Consider the following 16,923-nt stretch of genomic DNA (forward strand, 5'->3'; position numbering starts at 1 on the left):
GTGCTGCGGTTTAATCATGTCGCAGCGCTTCGGCGGGGGGAATTTTTGCCGCGCGCCAGGCGGGGTAAATGCTGGCGACAAAGCTCAACACCAGCGCCGCGGCGCAAATATAGAGCGTGTCTTGCCAGAGTAGCTCGGCGGGCAAGTAGGTCACCGGGTAGACATCTGAATGGAGAAATTGAAAGCCGGTCAGCCGCTCAATAGCCGCCACGGCCTCAGTGACGAAGCTCGACAGCAGTACCCCGATAACCGCGCCGAGCGCTGTGCCCTTGCAGCCGATTATGCCGCCTTGCACCAGAAAAATGCCGACAATCTCGCGCCCCTTGGCCCCTTGCGTGCGCAAAATGGCGATGTCCGATTCCTTGTCCACCACCACCATGATCAGGGTGGTGACCAGGTTAAACGCGGCTATGCCAATCAGCAGCAGCAGCAATAGCGCCACCAGCTTTTTCGACATATGAATGGCCTGGTAGAGATTCCCGTGGGTGCGGCTCCAGTCGCGCCCGTAGTAACCGGGCGGCAGTTGCGCCGAGAGTTCGTACACGGTTTTCGAGGCGGCAAACAAATCGACCACTTTCAGGCGGATGCCCGAGACACTGCCGGGATAAGCGGTTAATTCTGAGGCGGCGGCCAAGTTCATCAGTGCCAGCTGCGCATCGATTTCGGTGCCGGTATCGAGAATGTCCACCACCTCGAGGGCATTGACCGCCGGTGATTGGCGGCCATCGCCCCGCGGGATTATCAGGGTCAGGCGATCGCCAATGCCCGCCTTCAGCGAATCGGCCAGCGCACTGCCGAGCACCAAAGCCCGCGGGCTGGATGCCAGCGCCTGCAGATTGCCACGGCGCAGGTACGCCCCCATGGCCGAGGCCTCCACTTCAAGCTCGGGCTCAACGCCAAACACCGCGGTGGGCGCCACCTCGAGGCCGTGAGACAACAACCCCTGTAGTTCTACATAGGGCGCCGCCGCCACAACTTCGGGGTGCTCTCGGACCCGGGCCATAATCTCTGAGGGGTTGGCGATGCCGTCGCGCTTGTAAATCACCGCCTGGGGCATGACCTGCAAAATACGCTCGCGCAGCTCGCGGTCAAACCCGTTCATAATCGCCAGCACCAGAATCAACAGGGCCACCGAGATGACCAGCCCAATCACCGACATGCGCGAGATAAAACTCACCAGGTGATTGCCGCCACGCGCCGTGGCGTAGCGCCGCCCCACCTGCCAGGTAAAGCGATTAAACACGCGCGGCTACCTCATCCTGCCAGGGCAGCAACTGACCGTCACGCAGGTGCAGAATACGATCCATCTTCTGCGCCAGGGCAAGATCGTGGGTCACCACCACAAAGCTCGTGCCAATGCGCTGGTTGAGCGCGAGCATCAGCGCCTGAATCTCAGCGGCGGTGTGACTGTCGAGGTTGCCGGTGGGCTCATCCATCAAGACACAGGCCGGTTCGGTCACCAGCGCGCGGGCAATAGCCACCCGCTGACGCTCACCGCCCGAGAGCTCGGAGGGCTTGTGGCTGACCCGCTCGGCCAGCCCCACTTGCGCCAGTAAATCCTGCGCTTTTGCCGTGGCTTCTCGCGGCGAGCGCTTACCAATCACCAGGGCCATAGCGACGTTTTCCAGCGCGGTGAACTCCGCCAGCAGATGATGAAATTGATAGACAAACCCCAGGCTGCGATTGCGCAGCGCACCGCGCTCATCGGCATTAAGGCTCGACAGGGCCTTGCCCGCGACACTCACAGAGCCGCTGTCGGGCGTGTCCAGCCCGCCGAGGATGTTTAACAGCGTCGACTTGCCCGAGCCCGAGGCCCCCATGACCGCCACACGCTCACCCTGAGCCACACTCAAATTGACATGATTGAGCACGGGCACCGCCTGGGGCCCCTGCCGGTAAGACTTGCTCACCGACTCACACAAGAGCACCGGATGATCATTCATAACGTAACGCCTCGGCTGGTTGCACCCGCCCGGCCCGCCACGCCGGATACAGCGACGCCAAGAGACTCAAAGCGAGGGCAAGAGAACAGATTGTCCAGACATCCGACCAATAGAGTTCGGAGGGCAAATGACTGATGAAGTACACATTGGGATCGAACACCCGAAGCCCGGTGAAGCGCTCGATCGCGGCCACCAGAGCGCTGATATTGAGCGCCACCAACACGCCGACAATGGCACCGGAGACGATACCGATCACGCCGACGCCGCTGCCCTGAACCATAAAAATGCCCATCACCTGGCGCGAGTTGAGCCCCAGGGTTCTAAGAACGGCAATGTCAGAACGTTTGTCCGCCACCATCAGCACCAGCGAGGACACAATATTAAAGGCCGCCACCACCACAATAATGCTCAGCAGCACACCGATTAACAGCTTTTCCATTTTCACGGCCTGAAACAAACTGCCCTGGGTCTGACTCCAGTCGCGCACCTTAAAAGTCTCACCCAGCTCGGCGCGCACACCCGATAGCACCTCCCCGGCGCGGTAAATATCGCTGACCTGCACCTGCAGACCCGACGGCCCACTCTGACGCAACAGTCGCGCCGCATCGTCCATGTGCATCAGCGCCAGCGTCTGATCCACCGGCGCGCCCACTTCAAACACACCGACCACAGTAAAGCGTTTGACCAAGGGGTAGGCACCGGCCGGGGTGATGCGCACCCGCGGCAGCGTCAGGGTAATTTTATCGCCGGGAATCACACCCAATTGGCGGGCGAGCAAAGCACCGAGCACAATATTGAATTGGCCCGGCTGTAACTGATCCAGCTCACCCATCATCATGCTGCGGGCCACTTCGGACACCCCCGCTTGCAGTGCCGGGTCGATCCCCGAAAAACTCACCCCCTCGACCCCGCGACTGTAACCGGCCAGGGCAAAACCACCAACGTAGGGCGCGGCAGCTTCAACATCCGGGTACTGCAAAAGCCGCGCGCGCAGAGTTTGCCAGTCACCCGAAGCTGCGGGGAAGTCCACATAACCGTGGGGGATCACTTGCAGGATTCTGGATTTCATTTCCCGGTCAAAACCGTTCATCACCGACATGACAATAATCAGGGACATGACCCCCAAGGCCATCCCCAAAAGAGAAAAGCCACTGACGAAGGAAATAAACTGATTGCGGCGCTTGGCACGGATGTACCTGAGACCAATCATGAGGGGGACGTTTTTCAGCATTTGCGCATTTAACCCCAACAAAGTCACAACCACAAGAGCGGCCCAGCACTATTGGTTGCGCCCAGGCAAACCTGTCCTGCGCCGGAATTGTTCAGGGGAATTCACCGAGTGTGCTATTGTTGAAGCATCTGCAGTGGCGCGCGCTGCTGCACCACTATCGAATAATGACAGGGTGGCGTTATGGACGATCGGCGCGAGTACTTTCGCATTGTGGTGGATGCCTGCATTGAGGTGGCGCCGCTGGATGCACCTCCGGGCCAACAACAGGATCCGGCCATTCACTTTGCCTCCAGTGCGGTGCTGCGCACCATGGCCGAACTCAAGAAAATCGATGGCGAGTCCGCCCAGGTACAACAGCAAATTAAAGACGGCGACCGGGCGCTTGGTGAGTATCTGCACCTGCTCTCGCGCAAGGTGGATGTGCTGGCCCTCTACTGCCTCACTTCCAGCGCCGAGGCCCAGGGCGATTACCAGAGCGTGACCTTGAGCGAGGGCGGCATCAGCTTTAACCACCGCGAGCCCGTCTCCCAGCACCAGTGGGTGGCCATGATGCTCATTTTCGCCAGTCCGCCCTCCGCCATTGCCCTGCACGCGCAAGTGACGCGATGTGAACCCGATCGCGACACCGGTTTTGATATTGCGGCAGAATTCCACTACAGCAACAGTGCACAACGCCAGCAAATCAGCCAGCAGATTATGCGGGCGCAGATGGATCAAATTCGCAGCACCAAGGGCTAGGGGGCCCGCCAACACTCATGTCACTATTCAATACCCTTTTACTGACTCTGAGCCTGGCGCTGCCGGCGGCGGCAGAGACGCTGCGCATCCCCATTGGCCAGCAGGGCGAAGAAATCACCACTCCGCCCACCGGCACCACCAAAGCCAAAGTACAGGAGCAGTACGGCGAGCCCCAAAGCCAGTCCGGCCCCGTGGGTGACCCGGCCATCTACCGCTGGGAATACACCGACTTTGTGGTCTACTTTGAAAACGACTGGGTGATTCACTCCGTAATCAAGTTTGAGCCCAAGGTCGCCACGGGCGAGTAAACGACCCTAGGGCCTTTTACCCGGCCCTAAGCCCGCCAACCGCCTGGGCTTACAAAATCCCACTCCTGTTTGTAAATAATTCACCGTTATCTGGCCGTCTCTCGCGCAAACCCCACAGAGCGCCGAGGCGAACACCTTGGTCATAATTTTGCTTACGCTAAGAGGTGAACCTTAGCCCCGACAGGAGCCCAAAAAATGAATGCCTCGCCAGCGCTGGTTTTTTATGCGGTTTTCCCAAGCACGAATGCTTCCCCACTCACTACCGCCAACGGCTAAGGGCTGCACATGGCTTACCACATCGCCGCCTACCTGACCCTGGCCTTTACCTTATTCACCCTGATACCGCGGACTCGCTTTACCCATTGGCTGATACGGGTTCTGGACTTTCCGCGCCTGCAAATCAGCGTGGGGCTGACGCTCTGCCTTGCGATCATGCTGGCTGGCCTGCTGTCAGGCAGCGCCCTGTCTTGGTGGGAGTGGCCCGGGATTATCTTTATACCGGGCTGCCTGGCTCTGATGCTGCAAGCGCGCTGGATACTGCCCTACACGCCCTTTTATCCGGTAAAGGTGCCAAGAGCCCAGACAAGCGAGCGATCAAAGCAGCTCACGATTCTCAGCGCCAATGTGCTGATGACCAACGACCGCTACCAGGCACTGATTGATCGCGTGCAGCAGTATCAGCCGGACATTCTGGTGACCTTGGAATCCGATGATCGATGGGAAGAGGCACTGGCGGTCCTGCACGACAACTACCCCTACCGGGTGGCATGCCCATTAAAAAACCTCTATGGCATGCACGTTTACTCTCGCCTTCCACTGCACGAAAGCGAGATCAAATTCTTGGTGGAAGACGACAAACCTTCCATACACGCCGCCCTACAGATTGCCGACGATTGGGTGAACCTGCACTTTATGCACCCGGCGCCGCCGAGCCCGACGGAAAACCCCTCCTCCGGCGAGCGCGACGCCGAGTTACTGGTACTGGCAAGAAAACTGGAAACCAATGGCGCCATACCGGCCATTGTCACGGGCGACCTCAACGATGTTGCCTGGTCCAAAAGCACCCAGACATTTTTGCAAATCAGCCGTTTAAAAGACCCACGTATCGGCCGGGGTACCTTTAACACCTTTCACACCCATTACTGGTTTGCCCGCTGGCCACTGGACCACTTATTCCACAGCGAAGCCTTTAAGCTTGTCAAAATGAAACGGCTAAAGAGCATTGGCTCTGATCACTTTCCGCTGCTCGCCACGCTCGCCTACGAGCCGGACAACAGACTCCCCAAAGAACCACCGCCCTCAAAAGACGACCGGGACTATGCGCAAGAGCGCATCGACGAGCAATCGGTAAGCGCCGCCGATGTGCCCAACCCGGCCAGGCAATAACGCCCTCCCGGAGCCAGCGGTTTAGACCACCGCTGTCGGTACGGGAAACGCCGCTGCAGCGATTAAGCCGCCACTGGCGATAGCCAAGCCTATCTGCGGCCAGGAGATGGTCAGGTAGACTCCCTTGCCCTGATCAATGGCCGGCATCACCACGGTGTAAGCGGTAAAAACCGCGTACCAGTAGAGCAAGCCAATAGCGATAAAGGGAGCCAAAGGCCCGCCCTCGCCCGCCACACGCATCACCTCTGTTGCTGTTTCGGCCAGCTTCTTGATGGCATCCGAGCCTTTGGGTAACTGTTTAATGGCTTCGTGGTCCACACGCATCACAACGCCCCAAAACTCAATGCTCACATGAAAGTGTTCCTCAAAGGCATTGCTTTTAGCCTTGAGCAGCATGGGCTGTTGCGTTTTGCTTAGCGCCCCTGGCCGCTGTTTGAGCTCCTCGGTCATCACCATGGACTCAAGGCCCGAGGCAAATGCCCTGATATGAGGGCTGTTTAGATCAGCGCCCATGCGCTGCATAGCGGCCAATGGGTCCCGCAAAAACTCCTCACGTTTTTGCGGATCGGCCATGATCTCGTTGAATTGATTCATCCACGCCTGTTGCTGCGGGCTAAAAGAGGTTTTTGTCATCGTTGTTGCTCCCTGATAAATGCGAGGTCGATCAGTTTGAAACCGACACGACCACGCCGTGTGTAGCACCTAGTCCTTTTCGACGAGCCGCAAAATCCAGTCTGTGACCGTGGCAAAAGTCTCAGTCATATTGTTGTGGCCCAGGCCCGAAAAAAGTACATAGTCGTAGGCATACCCGGCACTTGCCAGAGATTGTAAACGCTCAATGGACACATCCACCGGCACACTGCCGTCGTTGCCGCCAAACACCCAGAGCCCGGGAATCTCAAGCTCGGCCAAACTGGTGACAGGGTCGGTATCGGTGCCGAGAAAATCCGGCCAGACATAAGGTGTTTTGCGCGCAGCCAGGGCCTCGCGATAACTCGGCACCGCTGCGCCGTCGTTATCGGCGGTGTGCTTGGAAAAAATATCCTCCTCACTCACTTTGCATACCGGCGCACTCCACAACGCCATAAAATCGGCCGCGCCGCTTTTTTCCGCGGCCAGAGGCACAATCCAACCGGCCTGGCTGATACCGGTAAACCCCAGCGGTACACCCTGTGTTTTAGGGTGGGCTTTCAGCGCCGCCAAGGCAGCGGCCGCATCATCGGCCAACAAGCTAATGTTCATACCACTCACGCTCTGCTGGCTTTCATAGTCGCCATCGGAACGCCCTACGCCGCGCTTGTCGTACACCAGTGCGGCAATACCGGCCGCGGCAAACCGCTCGGCCCAATGAATACTGCGCTCCTGCGGGCCAGAACCGTGAACAAACACCACCGCCGCCCGGGCTTCACCGCTTGCGGGCAGTACCAGCGAGCCGGATAACTGAACGCCCCGGCTGGTAAAACTCAGCTCATGCTGAGGAAACTCCGCCGCCCGGCCGGCCACACTGCCCAGCGTCAACACCACTATCACCCACCAGCGCCACATATGTCCTCCCGAAAAATTGCCTATATTTGCAATAGGTTTGTAACTCCGGCCCCAACTGCCGGACTAGCCACCGATAAACCCTGAATGCTGCCCACCAGCACGGCAACAGGGTAGGAACACATGTTGCGTATTACTTGCCATGGCGTTCGCGCCACTCACCCGATACTTGCGCAAGAGGACAACATCATGCCCTACCAGAACCTCAATCAACTGCCGGACTCGGTGCAAAATGCACTGCCCAAGCACGCCCGGGAAATCTACCTTGAGGCCTTTAACAGCGCCTGGGATACCTATAAAGACCCGCAGAAGCGCCGCGGTAACGACGACAGAGAGTCGGTCGCCCACAAAGTCGCCTGGTCCGCGGTCAAACAGTCCTACACCAAATCCGATAAAGGCAATTGGGTAAAAAAGCATTAGAGCGACGCTTCACTGCATCAATCATCCTACCGGTCGGCCAGCCGCGGTCATGGCGCCGCTGCTGGGGCTTTAGCTCGGCCTCATTCTAGAGCCTCTCTTTCTTAACATCCTACACTGAGCGCTACAGCTCAGATGCGGCATTGACTGCGCCCATAACGCAGCGGCGAAGCCAAGGTCACCGCATTGTTGAAAATGGACTAATCTTACAAGCGGGCCGCTCAAATTGCCTCTTGAGCAGCCGATAGTTTATACCAACACTCCGATATCGCCCCAAGAGGCCCAGCGAATGTCTGTGACCAACAAATTTACCCTGTGGCTGGTAGCACTGATGATGGTGCTCGCCGCTATAGCAACGGCTTGGTTTGTGTCCATCGAATCGCACAACGTGAAAATGCAGGCCCGAGAAAGCGCCGCCGAGAAAACCCGCCAGAGCATCGGCATGCTGAGTGTGATTGATGCCATCATGGCCGAACGCGTAAAAAACAGCATGAATGTTCTGAAAAAACGTGGCCTGCAGTTGGGCACACCCGCCAAGGGGGAACCCACACAGGTCGCCGGGCGCGACGTCCCTCAGTTGCTGCTGGGCGAGCAGGAACAAAGTAATCGCTACGAGCTGGTGGATGGCCTCACTGCCGATATGGGCGGCACCGCCACCTTGTTTGTGCAAGACGGCGCCGACTACGTACGCGTTTCCACCAATGTCCAAAAAGAAGGAAAGCGCGCCACCGGCACCACGCTCAATCCGGCAGGTGCAGCCTACAAAGCCATAGCCTCGAACCGGGCCTTCTACGGGCAGGTGGATATTCTCGGCTCACCCTACCTCACCGGCTACGAGCCCATGAAAAACGCTGCCGGACAGACCATTGGCGTCTGGTACGTTGGCTACTCAGCCGACTTGACAGAGCTTGGGCGAAAAATCGCTGACGCACGGATTCTGCAGAAGGGGTTTATCGCCATTGTCGACGATCAGGGACGAGTGCGCATGCATTCTGACAATTACAGCAGCGAGCAGATCAACACCATTTTGAACAGCCCGGATAGCTGGCAGATCACCCGCACAGCCTTCGAGCCCTGGAACTACAGCGTGGTTGCCGCCTACTCAAACGCCGAGATCAGCAGCATTCTCTGGGCTGGCTCCGGCAAAGTCGTCGGCGCTATTATCGCAGCAGGCGTGCTGCTGATTATCCTGGTGGTGATTTTACTGCGGCTTCTGGTGACGCGCCCGCTGACATACTTGATCAGCGCCATTGACAATATTACCCAGGGTGACGGCGACCTAACCATACGCCTTAACCGCACCAGCCACGACGAGTTTGGCACAGTCGCTCACGGCTTTGATGCACTGATGGAAAAATTTCAGCAAACCATTCGCAGCATTGGCGAATCATCAAAGCAGCTTCTGGCGTCTTCGCAATCCCTGTCATCTGTGGCCGAGGCCTCCAGTGCGGCAGTGCAAACGCAAACCCAAGGCATTGAGCGGGTGAGCGAGTCAATGCAGCAAATGGTGTTGGCCTCACAAAATGTCGCGCACAGTGCCAGCAATGCCGACCAGCTCGCCAAAGACGCCAGCGCCCAGGCCAGCGCGGGACAAAACACCCTGCACGAGACCATCAACATCATTGAAAAGCTGACCAACAGCGCCGTCAGCTGCGCCGAATCGGTAAATGAACTCAGCGAACACAGCATCGCCATTGCCGGGGTGCTGGACGTCATCCACGGTATTGCCGAGCAAACCAATCTGTTAGCGCTAAACGCGGCCATTGAAGCGGCCCGCGCAGGAGAGCACGGCCGAGGCTTCGCCGTGGTGTCCGACGAGGTGCGCCTGTTGGCCAATCGCACACAGAACTCCATTGTCGATATCCGCGAGCAAATCGAGCAGTTACAACAGGGCTCGGAGAAAGCGGCAGAAAAAATGGCAGGCAACAAAGCCATGGCCACTGAAGTCTCCGAAAAGGCAACGCAATCCGGTGAATCCATCGGCCGGATACTGAAAGTCGTCAGGGAGATAGCCGCGCTCAACACCGACATCGCCGGTGCCTCCGAAGAGCAAAGTCAGGTATCCGACGAAATCAACCAAACCATTGAGAGCGTGCGCCAAAGCGCGCAGGACACAGAGGCGCAGGCGACAACAACCCGCAGAGCCAGCGAGGAGTTAATTACCCTGGCCAAACGCCTGCAGCAACAACTGGATGAATACCGTGTGTGACACCGGCTAGCCAAGCGTCAAGTGTCGTGAGCGGCTTGCGCAAACTCCAGTGAAGCAAGCTCGCCCACTTGGCTGACGATCACATCGGCGCCAACGCTTTGCAGCTCATCGAGACAGCCAAACCCCCAAAGCACGCCCACCGACCGCAAGCCGTTGGCCTTGGCGGCGAGAATATCCACGGCGCGATCGCCGATCATCACGGCTGAGGCATCAATTTTACCCGCGTGCAGCAGCTCGGCCAGCTGCTCGCGTTTTTGAATACCGATATCCCCGCCACTGACAAAGCTGAAGCTGTCTAGCAGGCCAAACATCGCCAGGATCTTCTCGGCAAAGTCTTTGCGCTTGGACGTACAGACACCGACTCTGACCTTAGCCTGCACCAGCCCCGCCAGCAGCTCGGCAACACCGGGGTAAAGCTGATTTTCCGAGTAGCCTAGGCTCGCGTAGCGCTCGCGGTACTTGGCCACCAGGCCCTCGATTGTGGCCGTATCGGCGCCCGGCTGAAACCGCCCAAAGGCCTCATCCAAAGGCGGGCCAATCTCCGCCGCCACCGTCTCTTTGGACACCTCGGCATAGCCATAGGCGCTCAGGGCAAAGTTCATACAGCGGTAAATCCCCACGCTGGGGTCGCTGAGGGTGCCGTCCAGATCGAAAATAAGGGTGCTGATTTTGTTCAATGCGGCCTCTCTAGTGCAGGACTGTGAATGCTCAAGTGAGAGCTTCTCACCCCACTGTACGTTCGGCCACTATGGTCTGCCAACCCCAAGCGAGCCCCTCCCCTGACTTGCCAACACAGAAACCTGTTAAAGGGGGTACCCCCCTAAAACAGGCGATCCGCTAGCGTCAGGCCGATCACCTGACGCATTTGTAGTTGGCGAAAGCTACACTAAAGAGCTAAGGCCGAACACATTGCCCTCGGTATCCACGCACAGGCTCACAAAACCATACTCACCGATAGACATTTTTGGGTTGACCACTTTACCGCCAGCCTTTTCAACGCGCGACTGTTCAAGCGCGCAGTCTTGAACACCAAAATAGACAACCGTGCCGCCACCGCCTGGGTCGGCCCCCTCCCTTTTTACCAGTGCACCACCCGCGCCATAGATACCCATATCGGTTGGAAAGCTCATCATCAACGCGCTGCTGTCCGTTGGGTCACCCATGCTTTCAAGCTCACACAGAAAAATCGACTGGTAAAACGTGGTTGCCCTTTGCATATCGTTTACGTAGATGTCAAACCACCCGACTGCGTTCTGCTTCATGATCACTCTCCTGAGTTAGGCTTACGAAATGACCATACTAAGCACAACTCAGCCCCCGGTATTGTATAAATCAGACATCGTATTTTTTGTAGTAGTCCGCGGGTGTATAACCTGTAATCTCCCGAAACGAGCGAATAAAGTGCGACTGATCGGTGTAGGCATCCAGGTAATGCCGTTTAAATGAACGCTGCAACCGCAATACCTTTAGCAAGTCGTGAGGGGAAAAGCCCGTAGAGGCTTTTAATATACGCTGAAGCTGCCGCGCCGACTTATGAGTGACCTCCGCCATATCCGCCACACTGCGAATCACCTCTAAGTTTTCCAGTATACTTTTGGTGACAGGGTTATCCTTTACCATACCGCGCTCGGCGAGCTCAGACACCAACGCTGAGAACACCGGCGAGCTGGCAGAAAAATCCAACGCCGCCAACTTCTCAGCCGTTTTCACCAGTGGCAAGCTGCCCTGGTAGGGCGAACCCACAAAACTGTCTGTGGTGTCATGCGCACTGGTGCACCAAACCCCTGGGAAAAATTGAACGCCCGCGTAGTGGAAATCCCTACCCAAATTCAGAGTCGTATACGTGGTTTGAAGCGCGGTAACACCCGCTATTGCGGTATCTTTGAGGTTAAAAAGAAGATTCACGCAAGCATCCGGCAAGGCGTGAAGCGTAAAATCCTCAGCCAGAGGCGCCTGGGTTTTGAGCTCCCAGTAGTTATGCACTACCTCAGAGAGCTCCTCCGGAGGTTTGGCCTCACTATAGCGAACCGAATCCAGACTTTTGTCCCTTCCATCCTGCACCGGCTCGTACATACGAAAATCTCACAGCCCTTTACTGACAAAGAATATATCAAGCATTGCTAGCCGAAAACCCGAATCATGTTGTGTCGCTGAAAACGCTATCCCCTAACACGATGGCTAAGAAAACCACTGAAACTGCACCATTGCCATCACAAGCAGCAAAGGCACGAGAAACGCCAGCATCGCCGGCCACAACTCGTAGGGCAAATCAAAACGATCCCCCAACTCCGCGTAGGAACGGTACATGGCAAACAACAGAAAATAGATGTACAACAATCGCACCGCCCAGACCTGAACCGCACCCTGCGCCACGTAAACCGTGCGGTCAAAACCGGCAATCGAAGGCTCAGCCCAGTGGAGGACAATAAATGCCAGCCACATCACGGTGCCGAGAGGACAAATCACATATTTAATCAAGCCAACCAAGGCGCTGTGGATTTTATTGTTCATAGTGCCGCCGAATCACGTGGCTCCCAAAGTCGAAAGGCGCTGCCTGATCAGAAAACGCACGGGAAATCGAATGATATCCATTGATTGCGTTTACTCCCTAAGCCTTTTCCCCGCGTGTACATACCAATGCAAAAGTTTAGTGGTTTGGTACGACCCCACATTACTGCACACCCGACAACCGCCGAACTGGGACTCGATCATCGCACTGACGAATGCGATTGCGGACATAAAGTCGGACGCCAACTGACCATCAACCTCATCTACACAAGTTACAGAGTTGATATGCCGCTTGGGAATAATCACCACATGCGCCTCGTAGTAAGGCTGCGTATGGTGAAACGCCAACACCTTATCGGACTCCCAGACCACATCCACCTGCTTGGCGCCGCTCAACACTTCATTACAATAAAAATCGACCATCAAGACCCTTATGAGATTGAGCAGGGTTATGCCGTCTCTGCATGCTCACCAAAGACTGGCCGGACACCGGCCTCCCTATTGAAAACGATTCGGCCGAGCCATCGGCCCGGTAGCGAAAATCAACGAATTTTATGAAGCGCTGAACTTAAAGTGGATACACGGCATCAGCCATTGCAGGCGGCTTTACCCACAAGCCGAACAGAGCCATAAATCTTCTCCCCAGCTTTCTATCCACCCTACTGGGCCGGATCACTCCTGTCTAAAAATTAGACTTTCCCTGAACATCCCAGCAAAATTCCCTCTTCATAATAGCTGCTATCGCTAGACGTTAGAACTCAGATTGAATTGATTAGAAGTGGGCTTTGGGCTTCTAATCTATGGGTTTCCTATATTTTGTTCCATCAATACTATTCCTACATCGTGTAAAAAGCGGGCATACAATTTAGTCGACTTTTTATGGTATTCCCACGTGCAAGACTTCATATTTTACCTTCACAGGGTCTAGTTAGGAGCTTGATTATTATCAATTACACCTAGGTACATTGGCTGTTCAAAGCCAGAAAATTCCGGTTTCCACTCTATGTCCCCTTCAGCTGCGTTGTAGTGGTACTCTGTGGTAGAGAAGACGATCTGAGCTCGATTACCTTTGCAGATGCTTTTTAATTTCGTGATAAATGCTGCAAAATCTTTAGTTTCAATATCATGCTGCCGTGGCGTATCAAATATCAGGAACTCTATAGAAGTGCATCCCATGGAAATGAACAGTTCAAAGAAGGCAGCCCTGAGAGCAAGGACTGTTCGCAAAAGTGTACTACCACTGAATTGGGATAATTTTTCCGCCCCAAACAAAATATTAAAATCAGAGTCGACAGCAATGTCCCTCGAAACGTTCTTAGTGCTGAGAACATCAAGCCATTCGACAATCTTTTTACGATAAGAATTTCTGAATTCGAGGATTCTGATATCACCCGAACCCGCTCCGCCTTCAAAAGAAGATATATCGCCCTGAAGACGCTTACGCTTATTCAATAGCTGAACGTAATCATGTTTCTCGGATTCGATCCGTTTCAATACATCTTTTTTTCCTTGGCGATCAATAATCGATCGTGTTAATGCACTTATTGCAGCTATCAAAGACGTTGTTTGGGAATTCTCCTCTTCCTTCGTCAAACTGGATTCGAGGGAGGCAATCTCCTCATCGAACCTTCTCAATCTCGATATATATTCATCCAGCCTTACTTCTTGAAATTTTGTGTTTCTGTCTAAGTCTTTGATTTGATCGCGAAGATAAAGCAAATTTTTTCCGTACGAATCCGAACTTGATGTAAAAAGACCGCAACTTGGTGCTGCACAAATTTCATTAAAAGAACTGAACAGCCGTCTAGACTCTTCGTTAAGAGACAAGGTATTAATTTCGATCTCTATTTCGTTCTTTATCTTATTGAACCCTGAGATCCGGTTTTCTAGGTTCTTGATCGAAGCCACCAGATTAAGCCGTTCATTCTGCTTCTCGCGAATCAGTCTTTGTAGCACATAATCGGCATCGTTCGTCACATCAAAACTATTACGGAGATCTTCCAGCTCGCCTCTAAATTGATCCAACTCTTCCTCAATCTCGGAAACAGAAATGTTACCAATATCGGACGGCTCTTCGAGTTTGCGTATGAATTCCTCAGTATTGACGATTTGAATATTTACTAAATCAAGGTCCTTTTTCTTTTCTATGAGAAAACGCTTAGCCTCGAACGAGTGTTTTGGAGCAATTCCAAGCCCCAACCTGACCATCTCTGCGTATTGATCTTTTATGAAACCACCTGGAGGCCTGTAAGCACTCGTGTAACCAGCATCTTGGTCAATATAAAAGAGCGGCAGGAATGTTGAGACATACGGATAAGTAGGCTCATTATTATTGCTCGTCAACGCGAGTGATGATAACCCAAGTCTGGATAATAGGTACTCAGAAATCTCTTGTTCGTTGTAGAAAATACGTGCTTCCTTGGAACCTTTTTCCGAAACTTCTATGTGAAACTTATCAGAAAATGACCTCTCGAAAGTGAAGTATTCCTGTTCATGCTCCACAGTCAGGCTGACTGAAGAACATTTCGCCATAATGTCGTCCCTGTATCTAACAGGGTACCCAAGCGCGAAGGCAATAGAATGAATGACAGGCGTTTTCCCTGCGCCGTTCGGCCCATATAGTTGGGTGATATCGCTAGCAAACAGAAGATCCTTCGAACCCCAACCGGTCTTCCCTGAAGGATGAATTTTTAATTTAACAAGTTTCATTCCAAATCCATTGCAATTTGTTTTTCTATTTGTATATCAAAATAATTTCTTTCAATTAGCTGGAGCGTGTAACCGAGGTCTGATTGTACATCTATTGCTTTTGATACGACCTTTTTCCCAAACTCGGTGGCTTTAATGCGAGAATCATGGCGGTCGACCTCAACAAGGCTTACTGTCTCAAGAAAGGTTAGCGCCTTAACTGTCCGCATCCTAAGGTTTGCCGACCATCCCAAGTGTTGGGATGAGCCTTTAAAGCCTGAAAATGTTCTCTCAAAACACTCGCCAATCAACTGACCTAGTTCGTCTGACTTAGGCTTGCGGCGTGTTTTAGACAACAAGAGAATAGTCATCGCGAGCAAGGGAAGATGAAAAAGCGCTTCATTGCTAAGCCGATGAGGTGCCGAACCACTGAACTGATCTAGAGGCAATACAATTTCTTTATCAGACGCTTCTTGAAAGAATTCTTCGTAATCCATCACGCATTTCCTCTAACTAAAAACGAAAAAACAGCGCCTAGAAGGAGTTCGCGATTAAGAGTGGCAGACAAATCTTCAGTATCCAAGGCAGACAATACTATATTGATTCGACTTTGAAGCAATGGAAGACTTTCTCCTAATTTCACCCACTCAGCCGCATTTTTCTCTATTTCTTCTAAAATGAAATTCAGGTCAAACTCTGGAATAGTATGGCGTTTGTCCCTAAACCATATATCCCATCGAACCTTACAGTCAGACACGAACTCTATCATTCGCTCTGACGCCCCAGCCTTACTCATCAACCTGTGAATAATGGAAGCATTCTTGACGGCTTGTGAGTCGCCGCTTTCTTTTAAGCTCTGATATGCCGCTTTGGAGATGCTCAGAATATCGAGCATTTCGGAAAGACTAACGCCTGCTATATCATCGAGGTCGCTTTCTCCTATTTCCTCTAATAGTTTGCCAAACGACTTCCGTTCGACAAGAGATATAAGACTGTTAAGAATTTCCTCACACTCTGAACGCTGCAAATCTATTTCACTGTATTGATAAATGGTCTCTCTTGCCTCAGAGAAAAATTTATCATCGTGTGGATTTAAATAGGAAACATTAGACTTAATCTTAAGCTTCTTAATGCGCTCTATAATGCCCTGATCTTCTATGGGCGCTTCTGGGCATAAAGCTTCATTAAAATTTTCAAGCAATAATTTGTAATAATTGTTATCACTATCGTCCTGTATGGCATCACGCAATCCCTCCAAATCATCATTTAGATGCACATTGGTAAGAAAAACGACGTTGCCACAAGAATTCTCGAACCTGATAGCATGGATAAGGAGTTTTCCAACGTAGCTATCGGTAATCTTGTCTGGCTCGCATGTTTTAGCGCCTTTCCTTATCCCTAAGACATCGTTTACAGACCATTGGTAATTCAATTTACCCTTGGTTTTAACCTGAAAAAAATTATAGACATAATTCCCCTCGACATTGAGGCGAGTAACGAAATCATCTTGGTAATCACAATAGACACGGTCTAGTGTCTCATCCTCCAATAGAGCCAAACACTCGAAAGCCGCTCCGCGAAACTGGGCTTGATAGCGGGCAATTGTTTCCCTTCCAACATTCTCCCGCGGCTCGACTTCATGAAGTCTTGGACTACCGATGTTTTTTTCTGCCACGCTTATCTTCCTTCAGGAAATATTCTTCGATTTATGATGCGCATTTCCTGATCCTATTATTGATTCTAGAGAGTAACTCAGTGTGACCCACCGTGTAACGCCTAAATTAGGTGCGCCGTAGGCGTCACCTGGATTTACTTGTATGGTTGAATATTCATAGAAACGCTGTTCCTTGCGACTGTTGGCGGGTAAATTGAAGCCCGTAGCTAGCGGCAACTAGTTACCGGAGAAGTAGTCCGATGCATGCCAGGTACTCGATACCGTTAACAAGCCTGGAT

The 16,923-nt window shown here is 53.4% G+C and carries 18 protein-coding genes; 5 read left to right on the top strand and 13 right to left on the bottom strand.

The annotated features are described in order from the left end of the window. Positions 1 to 10: 10 nt before the first annotated feature. The 3 genes from QWI16_RS11080 to QWI16_RS11090 are packed head-to-tail and all read right to left on the bottom strand — an operon-like array spanning position 11 to position 3,174. The gene (locus tag QWI16_RS11080; RefSeq protein ID WP_302713118.1) at positions 11 to 1,243 is read right to left on the bottom strand and encodes a lipoprotein-releasing ABC transporter permease subunit; all 1,233 of its coding nucleotides are present in this window, start codon (positions 1,241 to 1,243) and stop codon (positions 11 to 13) included. Beyond that, the gene (gene lolD, locus QWI16_RS11085; RefSeq protein WP_302713119.1) at positions 1,236 to 1,943 is read right to left on the bottom strand and encodes a lipoprotein-releasing ABC transporter ATP-binding protein LolD; all 708 of its coding nucleotides are present in this window, start codon (positions 1,941 to 1,943) and stop codon (positions 1,236 to 1,238) included. Before lolD ends, QWI16_RS11080 begins: the two co-directional genes overlap by 8 nt. Next, positions 1,936 to 3,174, bottom strand: a complete 1,239-nt coding sequence (locus QWI16_RS11090; RefSeq protein ID WP_302713121.1) for a lipoprotein-releasing ABC transporter permease subunit — start codon at positions 3,172 to 3,174, stop codon at positions 1,936 to 1,938. The genes lolD and QWI16_RS11090 overlap by 8 nt, the downstream gene beginning before the upstream one ends. Positions 3,175 to 3,354: 180 nt before the next feature. Here QWI16_RS11090 and QWI16_RS11095 point away from each other — a divergent pair, with 180 nt between their 5' ends. The 3 genes from QWI16_RS11095 (at position 3,355) to QWI16_RS11105 (ending at position 5,606) form a co-directional block, all read left to right on the top strand. Next, positions 3,355 to 3,912: a PilZ domain-containing protein gene (locus QWI16_RS11095; protein WP_302713123.1), complete on the top strand. Its 558-nt coding sequence runs from the start codon at positions 3,355 to 3,357 to the stop codon at positions 3,910 to 3,912. 17 nt (positions 3,913 to 3,929) lie between these two features. Continuing rightward, positions 3,930 to 4,220, top strand: a complete 291-nt coding sequence (locus QWI16_RS11100) for a hypothetical protein (RefSeq protein WP_302713124.1) — start codon at positions 3,930 to 3,932, stop codon at positions 4,218 to 4,220. Positions 4,221 to 4,505: 285 nt separating this feature from the next. Further along, positions 4,506 to 5,606 (top strand): endonuclease/exonuclease/phosphatase family protein, encoded by a 1,101-nt coding sequence (locus tag QWI16_RS11105; RefSeq protein ID WP_302713125.1) that lies wholly within the window; start codon positions 4,506 to 4,508, stop codon positions 5,604 to 5,606. A gap of 21 nt (positions 5,607 to 5,627) precedes the next feature. On the opposite strand, the gene QWI16_RS11110 is transcribed toward QWI16_RS11105, so the two are convergent. Continuing rightward, positions 5,628 to 6,239, bottom strand: coding sequence for a hypothetical protein (locus QWI16_RS11110; protein WP_302713127.1), 612 nt, complete (start codon positions 6,237 to 6,239; stop codon positions 5,628 to 5,630). A 69-nt stretch (positions 6,240 to 6,308) separates the two neighbouring features. Next, positions 6,309 to 7,151, bottom strand: a complete 843-nt coding sequence (locus tag QWI16_RS11115; RefSeq protein WP_302713129.1) for an alpha/beta hydrolase family protein — start codon at positions 7,149 to 7,151, stop codon at positions 6,309 to 6,311. A gap of 120 nt (positions 7,152 to 7,271) precedes the next feature. Between QWI16_RS11115 and QWI16_RS11120 the strand changes: the two genes are divergently transcribed. Both QWI16_RS11120 and QWI16_RS11125 read left to right on the top strand, forming a co-directional pair. Beyond that, positions 7,272 to 7,568, top strand: coding sequence for a ChaB family protein (locus tag QWI16_RS11120; protein WP_302713131.1), 297 nt, complete (start codon positions 7,272 to 7,274; stop codon positions 7,566 to 7,568). 286 nt (positions 7,569 to 7,854) lie between these two features. Beyond that, complete coding sequence (locus tag QWI16_RS11125) at positions 7,855 to 9,774, top strand: methyl-accepting chemotaxis protein (RefSeq protein WP_302713133.1); 1,920 nt, start codon at positions 7,855 to 7,857, stop codon at positions 9,772 to 9,774. A gap of 17 nt (positions 9,775 to 9,791) precedes the next feature. On the opposite strand, the gene QWI16_RS11130 is transcribed toward QWI16_RS11125, so the two are convergent. From QWI16_RS11130 to QWI16_RS11165, 8 genes are all read right to left on the bottom strand, one after another. Further along, a complete protein-coding gene (locus QWI16_RS11130) occupies positions 9,792 to 10,451 on the bottom strand; it encodes an HAD family hydrolase (protein ID WP_302713135.1) in 660 nt (219 codons plus the stop codon). Between the two features lie 204 nt (positions 10,452 to 10,655). Continuing rightward, on the bottom strand, positions 10,656 to 11,036 hold the full coding sequence (locus tag QWI16_RS11135; RefSeq protein ID WP_302713137.1) for a VOC family protein: 381 nt from the start codon (positions 11,034 to 11,036) through the stop codon (positions 10,656 to 10,658). A 70-nt stretch (positions 11,037 to 11,106) separates the two neighbouring features. Beyond that, positions 11,107 to 11,847 (bottom strand): helix-turn-helix domain-containing protein, encoded by a 741-nt coding sequence (locus QWI16_RS11140; RefSeq protein WP_302713139.1) that lies wholly within the window; start codon positions 11,845 to 11,847, stop codon positions 11,107 to 11,109. A 105-nt stretch (positions 11,848 to 11,952) separates the two neighbouring features. Beyond that, positions 11,953 to 12,285: a hypothetical protein gene (locus QWI16_RS11145; protein ID WP_302713141.1), complete on the bottom strand. Its 333-nt coding sequence runs from the start codon at positions 12,283 to 12,285 to the stop codon at positions 11,953 to 11,955. A 90-nt stretch (positions 12,286 to 12,375) separates the two neighbouring features. Next, entirely contained in the window at positions 12,376 to 12,705 is a 330-nt protein-coding gene (locus tag QWI16_RS11150) for an HIT family protein (RefSeq protein ID WP_302713143.1), read from the bottom strand. 501 nt (positions 12,706 to 13,206) lie between these two features. Next, positions 13,207 to 14,991 carry a coiled-coil domain-containing protein gene (locus QWI16_RS11155; RefSeq protein ID WP_302713145.1) on the bottom strand — a complete coding sequence of 595 codons (1,785 nt, stop codon included), beginning with the start codon at positions 14,989 to 14,991 and terminating at the stop codon, positions 13,207 to 13,209. After that, entirely contained in the window at positions 14,988 to 15,467 is a 480-nt protein-coding gene (locus QWI16_RS11160) for a hypothetical protein (RefSeq protein WP_302713146.1), read from the bottom strand. The genes QWI16_RS11155 and QWI16_RS11160 overlap by 4 nt, the downstream gene beginning before the upstream one ends. Beyond that, on the bottom strand, positions 15,467 to 16,645 hold the full coding sequence (locus tag QWI16_RS11165) for a dsDNA nuclease domain-containing protein (RefSeq protein WP_302713147.1): 1,179 nt from the start codon (positions 16,643 to 16,645) through the stop codon (positions 15,467 to 15,469). The genes QWI16_RS11160 and QWI16_RS11165 overlap by 1 nt, the downstream gene beginning before the upstream one ends. Positions 16,646 to 16,923: the final 278 nt, after the last annotated feature.

It is taken from the genome of Gilvimarinus algae (assembly GCF_030518215.1).
GTDB classification, from domain to species: Bacteria; Pseudomonadota; Gammaproteobacteria; order Pseudomonadales; family Cellvibrionaceae; genus Gilvimarinus; species Gilvimarinus algae.